Genomic DNA, 20289 nt, shown 5'->3' on the forward strand with positions numbered 1-20289 from the left:
TTCCCGTCATGCATCCCCACATGAGATTCGGTGTAAACAGTGCTGGGTTTCCGATTCGCTTCAATCCAGCCTACGACACCGCGAGTTCGTCATCCTGGGAAACCGAATTCACCACCTCGGCGCCTTCGTCAGCGGCGGCGCTTCGTGCTGGCGGTCGTAGGCGCGCAGTTCTTCGCGGATGTGCTGGATGCGCTGGCGGCCGAGGGTGTTGCGGCTGTCGTCGAGGACCACGCCGCCCAGCAGCTCGGCCATCCTCTCGACGTTGGGCAGCAGCTTCTCCCAGGCTTCCAGCGCGGTCATCGGCGCGGGCAGCGTGAGGAAGAACGCGATGGCCGGGGTTTCCAGCGAACGGATGTTGGCCATGTCGAAGCTGCCGGGCTGCATGATGTTGGCCATGCTGAAGACCGGGCCACGCTCCGGATGCCCTTCCACCAGACGGTGGAACACATTCATGTGGCCGAAGGTCAGGCCCGTCTTCTCGGCGGCCACCACGATGTCCTCGCCGCGCAGCACCTGCCCGGCCTTGGCCGCGACATACAGCGAGACGATCTTGTCGAAATCCTGGCTGGGGCGCTTGCCCAGCTCGCTCTCCACGCCCGCGACCGGCGTACCGCCGGCCAGGCCCAGTTCGGGCTGGCTGACGCGTTCGTCGTTGTAATCCTGCATCTGCTCGCTGGTGTCGTCGCCGGCGAGGCTGGGTTCCACGCGCGCGGTATCGCGCTCGGCGGTTTCGATGCGACGGCCCTGGCTGGGCTTCTTGGGGCGTCCGAACAGGAAGATCGCGACCAGCAGCAGGATGCCGGCGACGAGGATTCCGATACGAAGCATGGCCATGTCGGACACAGGGGATTCTCCGGCAGGTTGGGATCGATCAGGGTCAGGCGGCGCCGGCCAGGCGGGCGGCCTCTTCGAGGTCCACCGACACCAGGCGGCTGACACCGGGTTCCCGCATGGTAACGCCACTGAGCTGGTGTGCGGCTTCCATGGTGGCCTTGTTGTGGGATACGAACAGGAACTGCACCTTCTCGCTCATCTCCTTCACCATGTTGGTGAAGCGGCCGACGTTGGCCTCGTCCAGCGGCGCGTCCACCTCGTCCAGCAGGCAGAACGGCGCTGGGTTGAGCTGGAAGATGGCGAACACCAGCGCCACCGCGGTCATCGCCTTCTCGCCGCCCGACAGCAGCGAGATGTTGGATACGCGCTTGCCGGGCGGGCGGGCCATGATCGCCACGCCGGTGTCCAGCAGGTCTTCGCCGGTGAGTTCCAGATAGGCGTGGCCGCCGCCGAACAGGCGCGGATACAGCTGCTGCACACCGGCATTGACGCGGTCGAAGGTGTCCTTGAAGCGGCCGCGGGTCTCGCGGTCGATCTTGCGGATGGCCTCTTCCAGCGTTTCCAGAGCGGTCGTGAGGTCCACGTGCTGGGCGTCCAGGTACTCCGAACGCTGGCTGGCTTCGCCGTACTCGTGGATGGCAGCCAGGTTGACCGGCTCCAGGCGGCGCATGCGGCCGTCGATCTGGGTGACGGCCTGCTCCCACTCGCGGATGTCGGCGACCTCGGGGAGCGTGTTGATGACGTCCTCCAGCACGAAGCCGCCGGCCACCACCGCTTCCGACAGCTGCTCGGCCTTCAGCGCCAGCGCTTGCTGGTCCAGCTTGCGCTGGGAAATGCGCTCGCGCTGGGCCAGCGCCTGCTCGTCGCGCTGCTGGCGGGTCTGTTCGTACTGGCGCAATTCGTTGTCGATGCCTTCCAGCAGCGACCGCGCTTCGGCCAGCTGGCGGTCGGCGGTGACGCGGTGTTCCAGCGCCGCCTGCCGTTGCGCCTCGAGTTCCTGCACCGGCGAATCGCCTTCGTTGAGCTGCAGGGTGAGTTCTTCCAGGCGCGAGTCCAGCTGGCCGCGCTGGCCGCCCATGCGGTCCAGGGCCTGGCTCAGCGAGACGATCTGCGCCCGCTGCGACTCCAGGGTCAGGGCCAGCGCGTGCACGGTGTCGCGCGAACTGCGGGCGGCTTCGCGTGCCTGGTCGCGCGCCTCGACCCGCTGGCGACGTTCGTTGTCCAGCGCCTGCCGTGCGGATTCCAGATCGCCCATGCGGGTAACCGCATCTTCAAGTTTCGCCCGCGCTTCGCGGGCCTGCTCGCGGCTGGTCTCCAGCGTTTCGACCAGCTGCGCGATCTCGCTATCGATGCGATCCAGACGGGTGCGGGTGGCTTCCAGCTTGCCCTGGTGGCTCTGCAGCTGGCCGGCCAGCTCGGACACGCCGCGATGCGCCATGTACAGCGTGCGCTGGGCTTCCTCGCGCTGCTGCTCGGCAGCGAGCAACTGATCGCGCAGCTGCGCCAGACGTTCTTCCAGCCCCGCCTCGCGCGCCTGCAGGGTTTCGATCTCGCCACGCAGCGCCTGGATCTCGCGCTCGCGCAGCAGCGCGCCCTGTTTGGCAGCGCCCGAGCGCAGCACGCGCACCCAGCCGGCGCCCAGACGCTCGCCGTTGCGGGTGATGACGGAATCGCCCTCGCCGAGCTGCGCTTGCAGGCGACGGGCCTCGGACAGGTCTTCGGCCACGTGCAGGCGGGCCAGCAGGCGACGGATCGCCGCCGGGCCCTGCACCTTGGCCGCCAGCGAGGTCGGCGCGAACGCCACGTCGCCACGATCATCTGAGACCAGCGCGATGCGGCCATCGCCGAGCTCGCCCAGCGCCTCCACCAGCGATTCGGGGGCATCGACCAGCACGCCTTCGATCAGCTGGCCCAGCGCGCCTTCGACGGCATTCTCCCAGCCCGGTTCGACGGTCAGCTTCTCGCCGACGCGCGCCGCGTTGTCCAGGCCGCGGGCCTTCAGCCAGGTCATGGCGGCGCCCTGTTCCTGGCCCAGCGCGGCGTGCTGCAGGGTTTCCAGCGACGACAACCGGCCGCGGGCCTCCTGCGCGCGCTTGCGCGTGTCGGACAGTTCGGCCTGGGTGGCGCGTTGCTGCTCCTGGGTGTCGGCGGCCGCCTGCTTGCGGGCCTCGACCTGTTCGGTCAGCGTCTCCAGTGATTCCTTCTGGGTGTCGTGTTGCAGCTGCAGCTGTTCGAAGTCGGACGCCAGCGCCTCCAGGTCCAGGCCGGCGCGTTCGGCGGCGAGCGCTTCGCGGCGACGTTCGGCTTCCAGCGACTGGCGGTCGAGGTAGTCCACGCGGGTGCGCTCGACATCGCCGGCACGGGACGCCTCGGCGGTTTCGCGGCTGTGCGCTTCCCAGCGCTGCTGCCAGTCCGCCAGTGCGGCCTCGGCTTCGCGCAGCGCGTCCTGGCGCATCACGTCGTCCTCGCGCAGCTGCTCCAGCTGCGGTTCGGCGTCGGCCACGGATTCGCGCAGCACCGCCAGACGGGTCTCGTCGCCGCTGATGTGCTGGCCCAGCTCCTGCAGCGCGTTGTGGGCCTCGTCGCGCGCCTTCTTCAGGCGCTCAGCCAGCTCGCGCTGGTGCTGGATCTGCTGTTCGATGCGGGCCAGCGTGCTGCCGACCTGGTAGACCTCGCCCTGCGCCTTGTTGAGGGCGTCGGCCGCTTCCTCGCGGCGCACGCGGTCGGTTTCCAGCAGGCGCTCGGCCTCGCGCTGTTCCGCGATCAGCTGCTGCAGTTTCGTTTCTTCCTGCGACAGCGCTTCGCGCAGGCCCTGCAGCCTGCCGTCCAGGCCGCGGTATTCCAGCGCCTTCCACTCGGCGTCCTTGACGCGGCGCTCTTCCTGCAGGGCCTTGTACTGCTCGGCCTGCTTAGCCTGGCGCTTGAGGTGTTCGAGCTGCTTGCCGATCTCCTCGCGCAGGTCGTTCAGGCGATTCAGGTTCTCGCGGGTGTGGCGGATGCGCGTTTCGGTTTCCTTGCGGCGCTCCTTGTACTTGGAGATGCCCGCGGCTTCCTCCAGGTAGATGCGCAGGTCTTCCGGGCGGGCCTCGATGATCTGGCTGATCATGCCCTGCTCGATGATCGAGTAGCTGCGCGGGCCCAGGCCGGTGCCGAGGAACAGGTCGGTGATGTCGCGGCGGCGGCACTTGGTGCCGTTGAGGTAGTAGTTGCTCTGGCCGTCGCGGCTGACCAGGCGCTTGACCGAGATTTCGTTGAAGGCCGCGAACTCGCCGCTGATGGTGTGGTCGCTGTTGTCGAAGATCAGTTCCACCGAGGCCTGCGACACGGGCTTGCGCGCCGCCGAGCCGGAGAAGATCACGTCGGTCAGCGAATCGCCGCGCAGGCGGCTGGCCGAGCTTTCGCCCATCACCCAGCGCACGGCGTCGATGATGTTCGACTTGCCGCAGCCGTTCGGACCGACCACGCCGGTCATGTTGGTCGGCAGATGCAGCACGGTGGGATCGACGAACGACTTGAAACCGGACAGCTTGATGGTGGAAAGGCGCATGCGGCGGTGTCTTCCGGGCACCGCGACCGGACCGGGCCAGCGCGCTGCCGCAAGTGTGAAATGGGATCAGCTTCGATTGCCAATCCATTGATTTGGCTGGCAATCCGGCCTGCCTTCAGGCATGCCAACGGATGAGTATAGCCGCCACCGCCGCCGGATGTCCGGGCCTCCCGGCGACGTACGCCGCACCACCCACGGCGTACGGAGGGGGCCGTGCCTGTTAGCATCACAGACCGTTTAACCCCTCCTCCCTCACTCATCAACGGTCCCCACCCGTGTCTCTTTTTGCATCCGTCGAACTGGTGCCCGGCGACCCCATCCTGGGGCTGACCGAGGCTTACAACGCCGATCCCCGCACACAGAAGGTCAACCTGGGCGTCGGCATCTACTACGACGAGCAGGGCCGCATCCCCCTGCTCGACTGCGTGCGCCGCGTCGAAGAAGCCCTGGCCGCCGAGGGCAAGCCGCGCGGCTACCTGCCCATCGACGGCCTGGCGGCCTATGACGCCGCCACCCGCGAGCTGGTGTTCGGCAAGGATTCGGAGCTGGTCGCCGCCGGCCGGGTCGCCACCACCCAGACCATCGGCGGCAGCGGCGCCCTGCGCGTGGGCGCGGACCTGCTGAAGAAGCTGCTGCCGCACGCCACGGTGGCGATCAGCAATCCCAGCTGGGAAAACCATCGCGCCGTATTCGGCGCGGCCGGCTTCGACATCGTCGACTACACCTATTTCGACGCCGCCACGCATGGCCTGGATTTCGCCGGCATGCTGGCCGACCTGGGCCGGCTGGAACCCGGTACCGTGGTCCTGCTGCATGCGTGCTGCCACAACCCCACCGGCGCCGACCTGACCGTCGCGCAGTGGCAGCAGGTCGCGGCGCTGCTGAAGGACCGCGGCCTGTTCCCCTTCATCGACATGGCCTACCAGGGCTTCGACAAGGGCATCTCGGAAGATGGCGCCGCCGTACGCATCGTCGCCGAGGCCGCCATCGACAGCTTCATCGTGGCCAATTCGTACTCCAAGTCCTTCTCGCTGTACGGCGAGCGCGTGGGCGCGCTGTCGGTGGTCGGTCCGGATGCGAACGCGACCAGGGCGGTGCAGTCGCAGGTCAAGCGCATCATCCGCACCATCTATTCCAGCCCGTCCACGCACGGCGCGGCGCTGGTAGCCGGGGTGCTGGCGAGCAGCGAGCTGCGCGCGCTATGGGAAAGCGAGCTGGGTGCGATGCGCACGCGCATCCACGCGCTGCGCGCGGGACTGGTCGAGAAGCTGGCGGCCCTCGGTGCGCCGGAATTCGCCTTCATCCAGCAGCAGGCCGGCATGTTCTCGTATTCCGGCCTGGGCAAGGCGCAGGTGGACCGGCTGCGCGACGAGTTCGGCATCTATGCGGTCGGCACCGGCCGCATCTGCGTGGCGGCGTTGAACCAGCAGAACCTCGGGTACGTGGCGGAAGCGGTGCGTACGGTCAGCCGCGGCTGAGCGCATCGGCGACGGGATGACAGAAAAGGGAGGCCTCGGCCTCCCTTTTCTTATGCCACGCTGTGCACCATCAACCCAGGCGCAAGCCGCTGTCCGGATCGAAGCCGTGCAGCACCGCGTTCTCGATCGTGACGCGCAGGCCCTGCCCCGGCTCCGGCAACACCTGCGGCGGCATGCGCGCCACCAGCGACTGGCCGACGAAACGCAGATTGACGAAGACCTCGTTGCCGACCGGCTCGATGAGGTCGACATGCGCCTCGAACGCGGTCTTGCCGATTCCCGCAGGCTGCAGGTGTTCGGGACGGATGCCCAGTGCGATGCGTCGTCCCACCCACGCTTCGGCGACGGCGGCGTTGCCCAGCGGTATCTGACCGCCGCCGTCCAGCGCGAAGTGCAGGCCTTCGTCCTGCGTCAACGTGCCATGCAGCACGTTCATGGCCGGACTGCCCAGGAACCCGGCGACGAACAGGTTGGCCGGCTTCTCGTACAACGCCATCGGCGTGTCGATCTGCTGGATCTCGCCGTCCTTCAGCACCACGATCCGCTGGCCCAGCGTCATCGCTTCGACCTGATCGTGCGTCACGTAGATCATCGTCGCGCCGAGCTGTCGATGCAGGCGGCCGATCTCGGTGCGCACGGAATGGCGCAGTTTCGCATCCAGGTTCGACAGCGGCTCGTCGAGCAGGAACACCGACGGCTCGCGCACCAGCGCGCGCCCCAGCGCGACACGCTGGCGCTGTCCGCCGGACATCTCCCGCGGCAGCTTGCCCAGCATGTGGGTCATGCCAAGCGTGTCGGCTGCGGCGTTGACCCGCCGGTCGATCTCCGCGCGCGGCACGCCACGCAGCTTCAGGCCGAAGGCGAGATTCTCGGCCACGGTCATGTGCGGGTACAGCGCATAGCTCTGGAACACCATCGCGATGTCGCGGTCCTTGGGCTGCACGTCGTTGACGCGGCGCCCGCCGATCAGCAGGTTGCCATCGGTGATGTCCTCCAGCCCGGCGATCATCCGCAACAGCGTCGACTTGCCGCAGCCGGACGGTCCCACCAGCACCATGAGTTCGCCGTCGGCGATCTCGAAGCTGGCCCCGTGCACGGCCACCTGGCCGTTGTCGTACACCTTGCGCACGCGGTCGAGCTGGACACTGGCCATCATTGCTCCGATCGGGCGTTGCCCGTGGTTGGTCGCAGCGGTCGGCGTCCCGTTCCGCGGCCGGGGAAGTTGCGCTATTCTGCCATGTAACCGTTTTCACAAGGCAAGCGGCCGCGCGCCGACACCCGCACGTCCACCTTATCGTCCAGGCCGCCCATGTCCCGTCCGCCGCGCCGCACGCCCGCCGCCCCGACTTCCATCTGCGCGCTCGTGCATACGTATACGCACGCCGCATCCGCGCGGACACCTGCCTGGCGCCGGCATGGGTGCGCGCTATCATGCGCGGCCCACGCAACGTGGCTCCACCCCCGCACAACAGGATCGACCAGGCGAATGCAGCGGACCCCCTTTGGAAGCCTTCCCGCACCGCACAGGATGTTGGCCGCATGAGCAACGCCGATCGGGTCCTCCTCGCCGACATCGGTGGTACCAACGCGCGCTTCGCGCTGGCCGATCCCGCTTCCGCCGTGCCGCTGCTCGACGACAGCGTGCGCGAATTCGTGGTGGCCGATTTCCCGTCGCTCGCCGACGCCGCGCAGCACTACCTGGATGAAACCGGCGCCACCGCCCAGAACGGGGTGTTCGCCGTCGCCGGCCGCGTCGATGGCGATGAGGCACGCATCACCAACCATCCGTGGGTCATCTCGGTGAACCGCACGCGGCAGGCACTGGGCTTCCAGGGTCTGAAGCTGGTCAACGATTTCGCCGCGCAGGCGATGGCCGTATCGCTGCTGACGCCGCGCGATGTGGTCGCCATCGGCGGCGCGCACTGGATGCCGTCGCCGTTGTCCGTACCTCGCACCTATGCCGTCATCGGGCCCGGCACGGGCCTGGGCGTGGCGGCCCTGGTGATCCGCGACGGCCGCGCCTATCCGCTGGAAACCGAAGGCGGCCATGTCAGTTTCCCGCCGGGCACCCCGGAAGAGATCCGCATCCTGGAAATCCTGTCGGCGCAGTTCGGCCGGGTGTCGAACGAGCGCCTGATCTGCGGTCCAGGCCTGGTCAATCTGTATCGCGCGCTCAGCGAAATCGCAGGCGAGGATCCGGGCGGCCCGCTGGAGCCCAAGGACGTCACCGCACGTGCCGCCGCCGGCGATCCACGCTGCGTGCGCACGCTGGACGTGTTCTGCGCCGTGTTCGGCGCCATCGCGGGCGATCTGGTGCTGACCACCGGTGCGTGGGACGGCGTATTCCTGACCGGTGGCCTGGTGCCCCGCCTGCTGTCGTCGCTGCAGCACTCAGGCTTCCGCCAGCGCTTCGAACACAAGGGCCGCTTCTCGCCCGCGATGGCGCGCGTGCCGACCCTGGCGAACATGCACCCACGTCCCGGCCTGCTCGGCGCGGCGGCCTACGCGGTCGAACTGTTCGGACCGAAGACGCCCCCGCACGCCTGAGGTTTTGCGCAGATGCGCGCTGCAACGCAACACATGCAGCGCGCCGATGCACGGACTGGTCTGCCTTTGGTCGCTTTCGCGCCTGCGCCAAAGGCGGTAGAAAGCATCATGCCGTCGCCGTCGTCACCCGCCCTTCCCCTCCACGCGCTGGAGAAGCCGGAAGGCCGCGCCTCACGGCCTCATTTCGCCACGCCATGCAGAATGTCCGCGTCTGCAGCCTAGCCCTACGCCCATGAGCCTGCACCCCCGTATCCAGGAAGTCACCGAACGCATCCGCCAGCGCAGCGCACTGCTGCGCCGGACCTACCTCGACGGCATCGATGCCGCCCATCGCGAAGGTCCGCAGCGCGCGCGCCTGAGCTGCGGCAACCTGGCGCATGCCTTCGCCGCCTGCGGCCCCACCGACAAGGGACGGCTGCGCGCCGACGTGACGCCCAACCTCGGCATCATCAATGCGTACAACGACATGCTCTCGGCGCACCAGCCGTTCGAGCATTACCCAGAGATAATCCGCACGCTCGCCCGCGAGATGGGCGCCACCGCGCAGGTCGCCGGCGGCGTGCCGGCGATGTGCGACGGCGTCACCCAGGGACGTCCGGGCATGGAGCTGTCGCTGTTCTCGCGCGACGTGATCGCGCAGGCCACCGCGATCTCGCTGAGCCACGACATGTTCGACGCCGCGCTGTACCTGGGCGTGTGCGACAAGATCGTCCCCGGCCTGCTGATCGGCGCGCTGGCCTTCGGCCACCTGCCGGCGGTGTTCGTGCCGGCCGGCCCGATGACGCCGGGCATCCCCAACAAGGAAAAGGCCGCGGTGCGCGAGCGCTACGCCGCCGGCGAAGCGACGCGCGAAGAGCTGCTGGAGGCCGAAGCCGCGAGTTACCACGCTGCCGGCACCTGCACGTTCTATGGCACCGCCAATTCCAACCAGGTGCTGCTGGAAGCGATGGGCCTGCAGTTGCCGGGCACGTCCTTCGTCAACCCCGACCAGCCCCTGCGCGACGTGCTGACCCGCGCCGCGGCCGAACGCGCCCTACGCATCACCGCACTGGGCGACGACTACCGGCCGATCGGCCGCCTGATCGACGAGCGGGCCATCGTCAACGCGATGGTGGCCCTGATGGCGACGGGCGGTTCCACCAACCACACCATCCACTGGATCGCGGTCGCGCGTTCGGCAGGCGTGATCCTGACCTGGGACGACATGGACCTGATCGCACAGACCGTGCCGCTGCTGGCGCGTGTCTATCCGAACGGCGAAGCCGACGTGAACCGGTTCGCCGCGGCCGGCGGTACGCAGCTCGTCTTCCGCGAACTGCTCGACGCCGGCCTGATGCACGACCTGCCCACCATCGTGCCCGGCGGCATGCGTGCGTTCTGCGACGAGCCGCGCCTGCAGGACGGCAAGCTGGCCTACGCACCAGGCGTCGCGCAGAGCGCCGACGAGGACGTGGTGCGGCCGGTGTCGCGTGCGTTCGAAGCCCAGGGCGGCCTGCGCCTGCTGCGCGGCAACCTGGGGCGCTCCCTGATCAAGACCTCGGCGGTGAAGCCGGAGTACCGCTACATCGAGGCGCCCGCCGTGGTCGTCGACGATCCGCGCGCGCTCAACAAACTGCATGCCGCCGGCGCGCTGCCGCAGGATTTCGTCGCCGTGGTCCGCTACCAGGGCCCGCGTGCGAACGGCATGCCGGAACTGCATTCGCTGGCCCCGCTGCTCGGCCTGCTGCAGAACCAGGGCCGCCGCGTGGCGCTGGTGACCGATGGCCGCCTGTCCGGCGCATCGGGCAAGATTCCCGCCGCCATCCACCTGACCCCGGAAGCGGCCCGCGGTGGCCCGCTGGCCAGGCTGCGCGAAGGCGACATCATCCGCCTGGACGCAGAAGCGGGCACGCTGGAAGTCCTGGTGGATGCCGCGGAATGGGCCTCGCGGGACATTGCGCCCAACACGTCGCCGGCCGCGCTGGACCTGGGCCGCAACCTGTTCGCGGTGAGTCGCGACGTGGTGACCCCCGCCGACCGCGGCGCGATGTCGATCTCCTGTGGCCTGCCGCACCACGATGGCACCTGGGAATACGATGCCGAGTACGAACTGGGCGATGCCGCGCATGCTGCCGAGGCGCCGCATGAGGCGAAGGATGCGTAGCATGGATGCAGACCTGCTCGGACATCCTTCCTGTGGGAGCGACGTGAGTCGCGAAGCTTTCACCTGACCTCCATCGCGACTCACGTCGCTCCCACACCACACAATCGCCTTCCCTCAGCCATGACCATTGAAGCCCGCCAGCAGAAAGCCGAATCCCTCCTCCGCGCCGCCGGCATCCTGCCGGTCGTCACCGTCCACACGCTGGATGAAGCGCGCAAGGTGTCCGAAGCGCTGCTGAAAGGCGGCCTGCCGGCGATCGAGCTGACGCTGCGCACGCCGGTGGCGATGGACGCGCTGGCGATGCTGAAGAAGGAACTGCCGGATATCGTGATCGGCGCCGGCACGGTGTTGACCCAGGACCAGATCACGCAGTCCATCGATGCGGGCGCCGATTTCCTGGTGACACCCGGCACGCCGCCGGCGATGGCCGAAGCGCTGGCCGCTGCCGACATCCCGGTGGTACCCGGTGCCGCCACGCCGACCGAACTGCTGTCGCTGATGGCGCGTGGCTTCCGCGTCTGCAAGCTGTTCCCTGCCACCGCCGTCGGCGGGCTGGCGATGCTGAAAGGCCTGGCGGGCCCGCTGTCGGACCTGAAGATCTGCCCCACCGGCGGCATCACCGAGGACACCGCGGCCGATTACCTGTCGCAGCCGAACGTCGTCTGCATCGGCGGTTCGTGGATGGTGCCGAAGGGCTGGCTGGACAACGGCGAGTGGGACAAAGTCACCGCCAGCTCGGCCAAGGCCGCCGCCATCGTCAAGGGCGTGCGCGGCTGACGTTCTCTCTGTAGGAGCGACGTAAGTCGCGACCGCAGAAGTGAAGTGTCGTGATGCGCGTGCGCAGTCACGCCGTCACTGCCGGAAACATGGCACTCGCCCTCATGCTGACAAATGGGATGCCGTGCGGTCGCGACTCACGTCGCTCCTACAGTGGGTCATGACGCTTGAGTTCCATTGCCAGCCCCTGTCGCCGCCACCCCAACGCCAGCACGGCATACCAGCCGACCATCAGCAGGCCGAGCCACCATTCGAAGACGTTCTCCCAGCGATCCTTCGCCACAGGAGCCGGGACGGCCAGCCCCGTCACGACATTCGCCAGACCCAGCCCCAGCATGGCGACGGCGATCCACGACAGGACCGCGACGACGCCGGCCGGCAACGCACTTCTCCGCGCAGCGCGCTGCATCAGCGCCAGCTGCGCGAGATAGCCGAAGCCGAAGTACACCAGCACGCCGTAGCGGCGCAGGAAGCGGTAGGCCTCGCCTTCGGTACCGAGAAATGTGGCGTAGACCGCCAGCGCCATGGCCGACATCGCACCCAAGGCGAGCATCAACCGGCCTCCGCGCAGCCAATGCCGGGCCAGCCACCAGACCAGCGCATGCAGCACCGCACACGGGATCACCAGCAACCGGAAGAGATGGTTTCCCAGTCCGTGGCGGGCCGCGCGACTGATCGAAACGCAGCCCTCCACGTACGGCATGCAGGCCGGCACGTGGCCCGCCTGGATCGACAGCAGGTAAGCCGCATGCGCCGCGACCAGGAACAGCACCGCGATCAGCAGCGGCAGCGGCCAAACGGGTAAGCGGGCGTCATCGGCGTTCATGGCAGCAGGCGCGGACAGGAGCCGCGCCTACTCTATCCCTGTTCGGCTTCGCTCACGGCATACGGATGCTGACCTTCGCCGGCAGCGTGGTGATGCGCAGCTCGCCGTCCTTCCAGGGCGCCGGCTTGCCGTTGATGCGCGTCTCGCCCGGAGGCTCCTTGTACGGCCATGGCAACACCAGGCCACCGGCCGGCAGTGCCAATCCAGCCTTCGCTTCCAGCACGACCTCACCCGCATGCCTGCGCAGCGAATACCCCAGCACACCGCTGGGCGTGCGCAGCCCGTCGATGGCGATGCCTTCACCCTCCAGCCACGTCGCCGGCACGCCCGCCGCCAGCACCAGGCTGTCATCCGCTTCGCGGGTGTAGGCGAACATGTCCAGCGCCGAGCGCACGAAATCCGACGCGACCCAGGCGTGCGGCAGGTCGCCGACGAAGAACGGCTTGCGCGGCGTGCGCGACACCACTTCCGCCCATTGGTTCCACGGCTGCGGTGCGCGATCCTTGAAGAAGAAGTCCAGCACCTCCCATGCGCGTTTGCGCCAGCCCAGGCGTATGAACGCGGCGACATTGCGCCATTCATAGGGCGTGTAATCCTTCCACTCGCGCTGGCCGTCGCGGCGTTGCACGAATTCGGTCCAGTAGCGTTCGAACGTCCCGTGCAACAGGTCGATCGGCAGCTTGCCCTGCTCACCGCCTGGCGCCAGCGCGATGGTCGTCGAGGTCGGATCGAAGTCGCCGATCTCCGCCGCGCCTGGTAGGTAGTGGATGCCATGCAGCTGCGTTGCCGCGCGCAGCGAGGCGTACAGGTCATCGCGGAACTGGTCGCGAGAGGCCGCCATGCGCTTCGCTTCGGTCGCCTTGCCGAGCGCTTCCGCCACCTCGACGGCGTCCTTGTACCCGCGCAGCGCCCAGAAATTGTCCCAGTACGAATGCATCGGCTTGGCCGAATAGCCTTCGTGGCTGATCGAGGCCGGCATCATGCCATAGAACGCGGCGTTGACGGCGCGGTTGGCCTCGGTGCGCTCGCTCAGGCGCAGCTCTTCCATGTAGGCGAACGCCCCCTGCACGTGCGGCCACATCTTCTTCAGGAAGTCCTTGTCGCCGGTATAGCGGTAATACTCGGCGATGTTGAAGATCAGCTCGCCGTGGCTGTCGTTCTCGGGCACGGGATCGCTGCCGCGGTCGTCCACGCAGCACGGCACCTTGCCGTTCTCGAACTGGTAGGGCGCGTAGTATTCGACGTATTCCTTCACCACTTCCGGACGGCCCAGGCGCAGCAGGCCCTCGGAGATCATCGCCCCGTCGCGGATCCAGCTGCGCGAGTACGAGCGCGTGCCCGGCTGCAGGCGCGGTCCGATCCGCGAGATCAGCATGTGGGCCAGCGCGGTGCGCAGCGTATCGGCGACCGGCTGGCCCTCGGCCGGGACCTGCAGCTTCATTTCGTCGAGCTTCCTGCGCCAGACCTCCGCCATCGCCTGCTGGTCCCGCGCTGCATCGATGCGCGCCGGCAACGCGCCTTCCAGCGGCGCGACCCAGTCGATCTCCCGGCTCTCGCCCGGCGCCAGGGTGAAGCGGTAGAGCACCGCACCGGAGGCGAGACCCGTCGCATCGCCATCGACCGAGGCGGTCTTCGCGGTCGGCGTCTCCATGGTCTCCATGCGCTCGCGCACCATGCCGGCGTCGAAACGCGACGCCATGACAGCATCCGGTGATGCGAAGCGCAGGCTGGCGCGTCCGTTCACGGTCGCCACGCCGTCGCCCAGCGCGAGCGCGTTGATCGGGCTGAAACCACCGGTGGTGTTGAGGAACTGGCTGGGTGGATTGACCTGCCACGGCTGCACGGCCAGCGCGAGCGCGTACTCGCGCGATGCGGTGCCTGTGTTGGTCAGGCGATGCCGCGCGACGACACGCGAATCGCCTGGCGTGCCCGCGGCGAAGGCCGTGGTGGCCAGCGAGAACTGCGGGTGCGTCCAGGCCACGGTGGGAATCGGCAGGTAGCCGTCCTGCAGCGACTGCGTCGCCTGCACGTCCGCCCAGCCGAGCCAGCGCCCATCCACCTGTACGAAGGGCTCGACGCTGACGCCGCCCTTGGCGATCTCGATGGCGCCGTCTTCGCCGATCAGACCCTGCTCGCGTCCGCCATCGAGGCCGACGATGGTCCAGTACGGCTGCTCGCCGCTGAAACCGCGCGGGAACCAGCCCTTCGGCGCATCGGCCGCCATCGCCTTGATCAGGTCGTTGGGATGCGCGGCGAACGACAGCGGCTTCACCTCCAGGCCGGCCAGGGCGAACGAGGCGCCCGGACCATCGCCCACTGTCAGGCGGATGTAACGCGCTTCGGATTCGGGCAACGCCAGGTAGTCGCGTCCACCGTTGCCCTCCACCACCGTGCGCACGTCGCGCCAGCGCAGGCCGTCATCGGACAGCTGCACCAGATAGTCCGACGCGTGCTGGCCCGGTTTCCAGTCGAGCACCAGCCCGCCGAACTCGCGCAGCCTGCCCAGGTCCAGCGTCAGCTGCGGATCGGTGTCGCCGTGCAGGTCCGCGGACCACGCGGTGTCGAGCTTGCCGTCCACGGCCAGGGGTGCGGCACCGGCGGGGAACGCGGCGTTGGCACTCGCCTTCCCTGTCAGCGGCGCGCCGTCATCGACCGGCAACGGCTGGAACGTCAGCTGGTCGAAGCAGACCGAGCCCTTGCCGCCGGCATTGTTGTAGACCGTGTACTCGAGCCTGACGCTCCTGCGCAGCACCCGGTCCGGATCCGGCCCCCAGGCCTTGTCGATGTGCCTCATCTTGTAGCGCACCGGCGTCCATGCGGTCGGGAAGTCGTACTTCGGCCGGTTGACCCACCACACGTTGTCGCCGCTGGCGTCGATGAGCTTGAACTGCAGGTCGTTGCGCGGCGAATCGCCGCGCAGCTGGAAGGCGAACTGGTAGTTCGCGGGATATTCGAGCACGAGGTCGCGCTGGATGCCGGCATGGCCCGACACGCCATTGAAGTCGTAGTCCAGGCACAGGCCCTTCCCTTCGACTCCCGCGACCGACCGCAGCGCGCCGCTGACCTGGTTGGAGGTCACCACCCGCCACGTGGAGGGATCATCGAACCCATCCAGCACGCGCACCGGCTCCGCCGCCTGGGCAACGGCGCAGATCGCCGGCAGCAATACCAACCCGGCCGTCAGGCGGGCGAAAGTCGACACCATGTTGTCATCTCCGTCAGACACAGGCGGCATGCGCGGCGGGCTCAGCCCTTCACGCTGCCCAGCAGCAAGCCCTGGATGTAGTAGCGCTGCAGCACGAGGAACAGCAGCAGCACCGGCAGGATGGTGACCACCGAACCGGCCATCATCAGTTCGTAGTCCATCACGTGTTCGCGCGACAACGCCGCCAGCGCCACGGGAAGGGTCTGCAGCGCGTCGTCGCTCAGCACGATCAACGGCCACATGAAATCGTTCCAGGCACCGAGGAAGCTGAAGATCGCCAGCGTCACTAGGATCGGCTTCAGGCCCGGCAGCACGATCTGGAAGAAGATGCGCGCTTCGCTGGCGCCGTCGATGCGCGCGGCTTCCAGCAGTTCGTCCGGGATCGAGCGCGCGTATTGGCGTACCAGGAAGATGCCGAAGATCGCCGCCATGCCGGGCACGATGGCGCCGGCATAGGTGTTCACCAGGCCCATCTGCTTGAGCAGCAGGAACAGCGGCATCATCGCGACCTGCGCGGGAATGACGAGCGCGGCCAGCAGCGCACGGAAGGTGCTGTCGCGGCCCTTGAAGCGCAGCTTGGCGAACGCATAGCCCGCCATCGTGTTGAACAGCAGCGACAGCAGCATCACGCTGGTCGAGACGATGAAGCTGTTGACCAGGTAGCGGCCCATGCCGGCGCGCACGAACAGGTCGCGGTAGTTGTCCAGCGTGGGCGCGCCGGGCAGCAGCGGCGGCGGGAAGTGCCCCGCTTCGCCGGTCTGCATGAAGGACACCGACAGCATCCACAACAGCGGGCCGAGGCTGACGACGGCAAGCGCAACCAGCAGGCCGTTGACGACGATGGCGGCAAGACGGTGGTTCATTCCACACCCCGCCTGCGGGCGAACCACAGCAAGCCGCTGGTGACGGCCGTCATCAGGATGAAGAGCAGGAACGCCACCGCCGATGCGTTGCCCAGGTTCCACCACTTGAAGCCTTCTTCGTACATCAGGTACAGCACGCTCTTGGTGCTCTCCAGCGGGCCGCCCTGGGTCATCACGTACGGCTCGGCGAACAACTGGAAGTAGCCGGCCATGGTCAGGATGCCGACCAGCAACAGCACCGGGCCGAGCTGCGGCAGGGTGACGTGGCGGAACTGCGCCCAGCGCGAGGCGCCATCGATGCGCGCGGCCTCGTAGAGATCCTCGGGAATGCTCTGCAGGCCCGCCAGGAAGATGATCATGTTGTAGCCGAAGTTCTTCCATACGGCGAACAGGATGATGGTCGGCATCGCCCAGGTCGGATCGCCCAGCCAGTCCACCGGATCGATACCCACCCACGACAGTCCCCAGTTCACCAGCCCGTACCTGGTGTGGAAGAGGTAGCGCCAGATCACCGCCACCGCCACGACGGTGGTGACCACCGGCGCAAAGAACGCGGTGCGGAAGAAGCCCTTGAAGCGTCCCAGCCTGGAATGCAGCAGCAGCGCGGCACCTAGCGACACCGCGACCGACAGCGGAACGCCGACGACGACGAAGTAGACCGTATTGCCCAGCGATTTCCAGAACAGCGGGTTCTGCAGCAGGCCAAGGTAATTGGCCAGCCCCACGAAGCGCAGGTTGCCGATATCGGCCAGCGCGTAGATGTCGAAGTCGGTCAGACTCAGCACGAATGCGGCCAGCACCGGCAGGCCGAAGAACACCACGATGACCGTCAGCGCCGGCGCGGCGAACAACCAACCTGCGAGCGCATGGGTCGACCTCATGGCGCGGCCCCTGCCTTGTCGGCCTGGTCCAGCATCCAACGCCGCTTCTCCAGGATGCGGTCGGCGCGCCGGTCCAGCTCCTCGACCGCCTGGTCCACCGTCACACGTCCGTTGGCGACCTGCTCGCCCACCAGCCGCATCTCCGTCGCGATGCGCTCCCACTCCGGCACCTTGGGCGTGGAGACGGCACGCTCCAGTTGCTCGCGGAACGCCTTCGCGTAGGGATCTTCCGCCAACGCCGGCGTCAGCCATGGCGAGCGGCGCGGCGGCAGATCGCCGGTCAGCGCATGGAACTCGGCCTGCACCTTCGGCGAAGACAGCCAGGCGATCAGCTTCCAGGCCGCTTCCTTGTTCGGCGAGTCCTTGAATACGACGAAACTGGTCCCGTTGGCGAGCGACGCGCCCGGGCCCGTCGGTCCCGGCAATGGCATCGTCATCCAGTCGTCCTGCTGCGCGGCTGGCAGCCGCTCCTTGAACTTGGCGATGTTCCAGGGTCCGGAGATGTAGAACGAGTAGAACCCCTTGCCGAACTCGTCCCACACGTTAGAGATCTGGTTGTTGGTCACCACCGGCGCCCAACCCTGGTCGAACATCTCCTTGTAGAACCCGAGCGACTGGCGGAACCCTTCGCTGCGGAAATTGCCGTAGCGGCCGCCATCGCGCAACAACGGCTCGGGCTGCTGGACGGCCAGGCTCAACAGCGGCTCGAATTCGTTGAGCGGCAGCAGGATGGAATAGTTGCCCTCTCCCGCCACCTGCTTGACCTTGCGCAGCGCCACGCGCCATTCGTCCCAGCGGGTGGGCAGCGTCTTCACGCCGGCCTTCGCGAGCATGTCACGGCGATAGAACGGCAGGCGCGTCTCGACATACCACGGCACCGCGTACGCGCGGCCGTCGATCACGCCGGTATCCCAGACACCCGGGAAGAAATCCGCCTGGTCGAAGCCGGGCGTCGCGGCGATCCGGTCATCCAGCGGATCCAGCGCGCCGAGCGCGGCGAACTCCGGAATCCAGGTGTTGCCGATGGGACTGACGTCGGGCAAAGACTCCCCGGCGAAGGCGGTCAGCAGCTTTTCGTGTGCGGACAGCCACGGCACGATCTGCAGGTCGACATGGATGTCGGGGTGCTGGCGTTCGAACTCGGGCAGCAGCTTCGCCACCACTTCGCCTTCGTAACCCATCACCCAGAAGCGCACCGTGGTACGCGTGTCCTCGCTGCGCGCGCAACCCGCCAGCCCCACGACGATGACGGCGACCACCAGCAGGAAACAGCAGCGCACCAGGGCCGACCTTCGAAGGAAGGCCGCCCTGATGCGTGCTGGAGAGAACGACGCGGGCACGCGCTCGACCATGCGTGCAGCTTACTCCGGCTGCTGCGGGCGCGCCGCCTCGGGCTGCGCGGCCTGGTTGGCGCGCGACTCCGCCGTACCCAGTGCGCGCGCCGCCGCGGCGTCGAGATCTGCCGGTGCCGGAGGCGCTGCCGGCGCGGCCTGGGCCGCCTGCTCGGTCTTCGCATCCAGCCACCCGCCCTGGAATCCGGCCTTCTTCAACCCGTCGCGGATGTAGCGGTTCTTCTTCATCACGCTCCAGACGAAATCGTTGCGGTAGTTGGCGATCATCGCCAGGATCGGGCCCTGGTCGATGCCGATGTAGTCGCTGGCCACCCAGCCCTTGCCGGGCACGATGCGGCCGGTCTTCAACGGAATGTCGTAGTCGAAGCTGGGATTGAACGAATCCAGGAAGCCGTAGCTGGAATACAGGTAGTCGCCGTAACGGCGGTGCATCTCCTCCGTCGCGGGAATGACGATTTCCGGCGCGAACGGCAGCGACGCCACCGCCGCCGTCGGCGCGATGGTGCCGTCGTCGAAGTTCTCGCGGAAGCCGGCGCCGCGCGCGGAGTAGTGGCGGAACGGGCGCTGCTCGCCACGATACTCCTGCAGGGTCTGTTGCGGACCGTCCGACGCGGTGAGCCCCCAGACGTTCTCGCCGTAGTCCTTCCACTTCATCGGGTTCTCGATCGCGTACGCCCGCTGGGCGTACGTCGCGCGGCGGCTGTTCTCGAAGTAGTCCATGCCGCGCTCGCGCATGTAGGCGTCCTGGATGCCGCGGAAATCGATCCAGACATGGCTGTACTGATGGCCGAAGTGCGGGGCGAAGGTCAGGTACTCCTGCCCCTGGAACACGCCCCACAGCTCGCTGTAGCTGCGCGTCCACACCTCCCAGGCTTCCGGCCCCACCGGATGCGTCGGCGAGGCCATCGCCAGCACGTACACCATCATGGCCTCGTTGTAGCCCTTCCAGTCGTGCGGGATGACGCCGCTCTCGGGGAACCAGCCCATCGAGATCAGCGGCTTGTTGTTCTGCAGGAAGGTCCAGTCCACGCGCTTGTAGATCGTGTCGGCGATCCAGCGGATCTCCCGTTCGCGCGGATCGTCGCGGTCGTAATACGACTGCGCGAACAGCACGCCCATCAGCAGCAGCGAGGTATCCACGCTGGACAGTTCCACCCAGGTGTTGAAGCGGTGCCCGGTGTTCATGTCCAGGAAGTGGTAATAGAAGCCCTTGTGCCCGGCCTTGCCTTCCTTCTGCGGGCCCTGCGGCAGGTCGCGCAGGAACTTCAGCGTGGTCAGCGTGCGATCCACGGCCTGGGTACGGCTGACCCAGCCGTTCTCGATGCCGATCGGATACGCCGTCAGTGCGTATCCCACCGACGCGATGCTGGCGAACGGCCGCGACGGGTAGCGGTCCGGCGTCATCCCGTTCACTTCGTTGGTTGTGTCCCAGAAGAACTGGAACGTGCGGCGCTCGATGTCGCGAAACAACGGCGGCAGTTCGGGCTTCGCCGGCGGTTCGGGCTTGGCGGCGACGGCGGGTGCGGCGGGTTTGGCGTTCGGCTCGAGCGCAGGCTCCGGCGTTTTCTGGCAGGCGCCAATCGCGAGTGTCAGAAGGAATGCCGTGAGGCTGCGGGCCAATGGAAAGCGGGCTTCGTTCTTGGTCATCATGCTGGGCTGTAAACGTTTACATTCGAGGACGAAACCCTGCGCGCCAGATCGGCAACGGAATTCGCCGGCGATTCAAAAATTTCGGGGGATTCCGTTGCCGGAAAGACAGGAGACAGAGAAGGCACAAGCGTCCGTCGGCGGACGTATCGGTGAAGTGCGTTCCTGCGCCGTTTCATCGGCGGCAGA

The 20289-nt window shown here is 67.6% G+C and carries 13 protein-coding genes; 4 read left to right on the forward strand and 9 right to left on the reverse strand.

The window, feature by feature from the left end; all coding sequences use genetic code 11:
• Window positions 1-108: 108 nt before the first annotated feature.
• Window positions 109-843, reverse strand: a complete 735-nt coding sequence (gene zipA, locus IAE60_RS14780; protein ID WP_162111095.1) for a cell division protein ZipA — start codon at window positions 841-843, stop codon at window positions 109-111.
• Between the two features lie 34 nt (window positions 844-877).
• The gene (smc, locus tag IAE60_RS14785; RefSeq protein ID WP_187572831.1) at window positions 878-4381 is read right to left on the reverse strand and encodes a chromosome segregation protein SMC; all 3504 of its coding nucleotides are present in this window, start codon (window positions 4379-4381) and stop codon (window positions 878-880) included.
• A gap of 275 nt (window positions 4382-4656) precedes the next feature.
• Between smc and IAE60_RS14790 the strand changes: the two genes are divergently transcribed.
• The gene (locus IAE60_RS14790) at window positions 4657-5859 is read left to right on the forward strand and encodes an amino acid aminotransferase (protein WP_187572832.1); all 1203 of its coding nucleotides are present in this window, start codon (window positions 4657-4659) and stop codon (window positions 5857-5859) included.
• Window positions 5860-5929: 70 nt separating this feature from the next.
• On the opposite strand, the gene IAE60_RS14795 is transcribed toward IAE60_RS14790, so the two are convergent.
• Window positions 5930-7012 carry an ABC transporter ATP-binding protein gene (locus IAE60_RS14795; protein WP_187574774.1) on the reverse strand — a complete coding sequence of 361 codons (1083 nt, stop codon included), beginning with the start codon at window positions 7010-7012 and terminating at the stop codon, window positions 5930-5932.
• Between the two features lie 386 nt (window positions 7013-7398).
• Here IAE60_RS14795 and glk point away from each other — a divergent pair, with 386 nt between their 5' ends.
• The 3 genes from glk to IAE60_RS14810 all read left to right on the forward strand — a co-directional run bounded on the left by glk (window position 7399) and on the right by IAE60_RS14810 (window position 11326).
• Entirely contained in the window at window positions 7399-8406 is a 1008-nt protein-coding gene (gene glk, locus IAE60_RS14800) for a glucokinase (protein ID WP_162110619.1), read from the forward strand.
• A 232-nt stretch (window positions 8407-8638) separates the two neighbouring features.
• On the forward strand, window positions 8639-10549 hold the full coding sequence (edd, locus tag IAE60_RS14805; protein ID WP_187572833.1) for a phosphogluconate dehydratase: 1911 nt from the start codon (window positions 8639-8641) through the stop codon (window positions 10547-10549).
• A gap of 120 nt (window positions 10550-10669) precedes the next feature.
• On the forward strand, window positions 10670-11326 hold the full coding sequence (locus IAE60_RS14810; RefSeq protein ID WP_187572834.1) for a bifunctional 4-hydroxy-2-oxoglutarate aldolase/2-dehydro-3-deoxy-phosphogluconate aldolase: 657 nt from the start codon (window positions 10670-10672) through the stop codon (window positions 11324-11326).
• A gap of 148 nt (window positions 11327-11474) precedes the next feature.
• Here the strand turns inward: IAE60_RS14810 and IAE60_RS14815 are convergent, their stop codons facing one another.
• The 6 genes from IAE60_RS14815 to IAE60_RS14840 form a co-directional block, all read right to left on the reverse strand.
• Window positions 11475-12152 carry a hypothetical protein gene (locus IAE60_RS14815; RefSeq protein ID WP_187572835.1) on the reverse strand — a complete coding sequence of 226 codons (678 nt, stop codon included), beginning with the start codon at window positions 12150-12152 and terminating at the stop codon, window positions 11475-11477.
• Between the two features lie 52 nt (window positions 12153-12204).
• A complete protein-coding gene (locus IAE60_RS14820; protein ID WP_187572836.1) occupies window positions 12205-15357 on the reverse strand; it encodes a discoidin domain-containing protein in 3153 nt (1050 codons plus the stop codon).
• A 41-nt stretch (window positions 15358-15398) separates the two neighbouring features.
• Window positions 15399-16220, reverse strand: a complete 822-nt coding sequence (locus tag IAE60_RS14825) for a carbohydrate ABC transporter permease (RefSeq protein WP_162110624.1) — start codon at window positions 16218-16220, stop codon at window positions 15399-15401.
• A complete protein-coding gene (locus IAE60_RS14830) occupies window positions 16217-17101 on the reverse strand; it encodes a carbohydrate ABC transporter permease (protein ID WP_187572837.1) in 885 nt (294 codons plus the stop codon). The genes IAE60_RS14825 and IAE60_RS14830 overlap by 4 nt, the downstream gene beginning before the upstream one ends.
• The gene (locus tag IAE60_RS14835; protein WP_244966585.1) at window positions 17098-18381 is read right to left on the reverse strand and encodes a sugar ABC transporter substrate-binding protein; all 1284 of its coding nucleotides are present in this window, start codon (window positions 18379-18381) and stop codon (window positions 17098-17100) included. Before IAE60_RS14835 ends, IAE60_RS14830 begins: the two co-directional genes overlap by 4 nt.
• Before the next feature lie 81 nt (window positions 18382-18462).
• The gene (locus tag IAE60_RS14840) at window positions 18463-20100 is read right to left on the reverse strand and encodes a glucoamylase family protein (protein ID WP_244966736.1); all 1638 of its coding nucleotides are present in this window, start codon (window positions 20098-20100) and stop codon (window positions 18463-18465) included.
• Window positions 20101-20289 lie beyond the last annotated feature (189 nt).

The organism is Pseudoxanthomonas mexicana, assembly GCF_014397415.1.
In the GTDB taxonomy this organism is placed as follows: Bacteria; Pseudomonadota; Gammaproteobacteria; order Xanthomonadales; family Xanthomonadaceae; genus Pseudoxanthomonas_A; species Pseudoxanthomonas_A mexicana.